Annotated in this window: 3 protein-coding genes and 1 pseudogene; 1 reads left to right on the top strand and 3 read right to left on the bottom strand. The window is 70.7% G+C overall.

Annotated elements, in window-relative coordinates; translation table 11 throughout:
• Nucleotides 1–277: pseudogene (locus D7X74_RS40990) on the top strand (hypothetical protein); the annotation flags it as partial.
• Here the strand turns inward: D7X74_RS40990 and D7X74_RS40985 are convergent.
• From D7X74_RS40985 to D7X74_RS40975, 3 genes are all read right to left on the bottom strand, one after another.
• On the bottom strand, nucleotides 274–753 hold the full coding sequence (locus D7X74_RS40985; RefSeq protein WP_147444229.1) for a hypothetical protein: 480 nt from the start codon (nucleotides 751–753) through the stop codon (nucleotides 274–276). The pseudogene D7X74_RS40990 and the gene D7X74_RS40985 overlap by 4 nt on opposite strands.
• Before the next feature lie 179 nt (nucleotides 754–932).
• Nucleotides 933–2,309: a sigma 54-interacting transcriptional regulator gene (locus tag D7X74_RS40980; protein ID WP_120538346.1), complete on the bottom strand. Its 1,377-nt coding sequence runs from the start codon at nucleotides 2,307–2,309 to the stop codon at nucleotides 933–935.
• A gap of 118 nt (nucleotides 2,310–2,427) precedes the next feature.
• Complete coding sequence (locus D7X74_RS40975) at nucleotides 2,428–2,637, bottom strand: hypothetical protein (protein WP_120538344.1); 210 nt, start codon at nucleotides 2,635–2,637, stop codon at nucleotides 2,428–2,430.
• Nucleotides 2,638–2,795 lie beyond the last annotated feature (158 nt).

The following is a 2,795-nucleotide window of genomic DNA, read 5'->3' as shown; positions in this document are numbered from 1 at the left end:
GGTGGGGGGGTCCATCTTCACGCGCGAGCGCACCGCCCGGTCCACGACGGAGCGGACCTACGACAACATCTCCGACGAGACGGGCCGCGAGGCCCTGGGCCGGCTGGCCTCCGCGGATCCGTTCCTGGAGACGCGCCGCGACTACGTCATCCTCGCGCGCTTCGATGGCCTGCGCGAAACGTCCGGCATGACGAACGACGAAGAGGACGAGGGTCCGAAGATCCCGGTGCTCACCATCGTGGGTTACCACCTGCCGCAGGCGCTCGCCGTCTACTAGCGCTTCGTCGGTGCCGCTGTCGTCGCCGTCGCGGTCAGGTCGCGTGACGGCGTGCCGGCGTAGATCTCCACGTCGGTGGCCACCCAGCTCCCCAGCCGCTCGCCGTAGGTGGTGTGCACCATCACGCCCTCGCGAAGCTGGGCCCGGGGCACGCGCTGGCCATCCCGCAGGATGCGCGTCGACGGGGCCACCTCGAAGGGCCGCTCCACGCCGTCGTCATCCCGCACCGTGAAGCCCCGGCTGCCCGCTGCGGTGACGGTCCCGTAGAAGTCGGGCACCTCGCTGGCCACCATCTCGCCCGCGCTGCCACTGCCGCCACTGCCCTCCGGCAGGGCCTCCAGGCGGGACAGCGGGAACACCGCGAGCGCCGAACCCGGCGTCCGTACCTCCTCGGCCGTCCCTCCCCGGGACTGACACGCGGCGGCGAGCAGCCCCAGCCCCCCGAGCAACAGCAGCATCCCCCGTCCCTGTCGCATGGCACCCTCCTCGCGGTCCCCTCCAAGATGGGCTGGAAACCCACGCCGACAAGCGTCCCCGGGAGGTAGGGCAGGCCCAGTGTCCTGGGGGGCACTGCGACCGTGACTCCGGGAGCAAACCGTGGCGCGACGCCCGCACCCCGGGAGTGGGGCAGGGGAGGGCACTTGCTTCGCGAAACCTAGTCCGGCCCGGACGCGAGGCCGTGCTTGCGCAGCAGCTTGCGCAGGTAGACGCGGTCGATGCCCGCCTCGCGCGACGCCTTGGAGACATTGCCGCCGCACCGCTCCAGCAGCGTCTTGAGGTAGTCGCGCTCGAAGCCTTCGATGAGGCGCTCCTTGGCCTCCTTGAAGGGCAGATCCAACGACAGCGACAGCGTGTCCTCGGGGTCCAGGTCCGCCGCCGCGCGGGCTGCCTTGACGGGCGCCTCCGGCAGGTCCGGCAGGGCGGACTCGCCCAGGTTCACCACCCGGTCCACCACGTTGCGCAATTCGCGCACGTTGCCCGGCCACGGGTACTGGGTGAGCAGGGCGCGCGTCTGATCCGACAGGGCGCTGGACTTCTTCCCCATGCGCTCCAGCACGGTGTCAATGAGCAGCGGGATGTCCTCCGGGCGCTCGCGCAGGGGCGGCAGCGTCGCGCGCAGCACCGCGAGCCGGTGGAACAGGTCTCCCCGGAATCGGCCCGCCTTCACCGCGCCCTCCAGGTCCTGGTGCGTGGCGGCCACCACCCGCACGTCCACCGCGCGGTAGTCGTTGGCGCCCACGCGCTTCACCTGCCGCCGCTCCAGCGCGCGCAACAGCCGGGGCTGCACCTCCAGGGGCAGCTCCCCCACCTCGTCCAGGAAGACGGTGCCCCCGTGCGCGCGCTCGAAGGCGCCCGCGCGGTCCGCCTGCGCCCCGGTGAAGGCGCCCTTCACGTGGCCGAACAGCTCCGACTCCAGGAGCTGCGGCGCCACGCCCGCCAGGTCCACGATGACGAAGGGCCCCTTGGAGCGCGTCCCGTGCGTGTGCAGGGCCTCCGCGCACAGCTCCTTGCCGGTGCCCGTCTCACCCTGGATGAGCACGTCGGATTCGCCCTGCGCCAGCCGCTCCAGCAGGGTGAACAGCTCCCGCATGCGGCGGCTCGTTCCCACCAGGTTCCCGAAGCGTTCGCGGGTGGACAGCGGCATGGCGCGCGACTGTTCGCCCTCCGGCACCAGCTTCAGCTCCGTGGTGCCCAGCGTGAGCACCGCGCCCGGACGCACGTCCAGGGTGGTGAAGCGCATGCCCTCGCAGAAGGACCCGTTGCGCGAGCCCACGTCCACCGCCTGGATGGTGTCCTCGCGCACGTCCAGCAGCAGGTGGCTGCGGGACACGGCCCGGTCCGCGATGACGATGTCCGACGCCGGATCCGCGCCCAGCCGGTAGCGCCCGGGGGTCAGCGGATAGCTCTGGCCCGCCTCCGGACCGGACAGCACCACCAGCCGCACCCGCACCCGCGTCGGGCGCAGGGCCGGGAGGGCATCCGTGCGGAGCAGCCGATCTTCCTCCCCGTTGTCGTCACCGAAGCGCGCCACGGCGCGCACCTTAACATGGGGAAATAGAAAGGCCCGGTCTCCCCGCGCGCGTTGTGAGGCCGCGCGTGCGGGGGGATCAGGCCCTCGACGAAAGAAGCGGTGCTGGAGAAGAGGTCCGTTAAGGCGCTGTGGCCGGTACCGCCGGCTTCGCGTGCTTGTAGAACAGCACCAGCGTGTAGCAGTGGAACTCGTTGTCGGAGGACTGGCAGACGACCCGGTCCACGATCTCGAGATCGGAGTTGCTCTTGATCCAGCGGGTGACGTTCTCACCCAACTCTTCCCGCTCCTTGGCCTTGGTAGCGGAGAAGACCTTCACGCCCGTGAACATCGCCTGCCACTCCTTGTGCGGTGGTGAGAAAAGGCTGACCGGGAGTTATCGCACACGCCGTTTCAAGGTGTCAAAAATGCGGCGCCCGGAATGTGGGGGAGTGCGAGGGGGCAAGGGAGCGGGACGCCCGGGGGTTTGCACGGTGGACGGCATGCATA

Origin of the sequence: Corallococcus sp. CA047B (assembly GCF_003612065.1) — a bacterium.
GTDB classification, from domain to species: domain Bacteria; phylum Myxococcota; class Myxococcia; order Myxococcales; family Myxococcaceae; genus Corallococcus; species Corallococcus praedator.
This window is presented reverse-complemented; position numbering and strand designations above follow the sequence as displayed.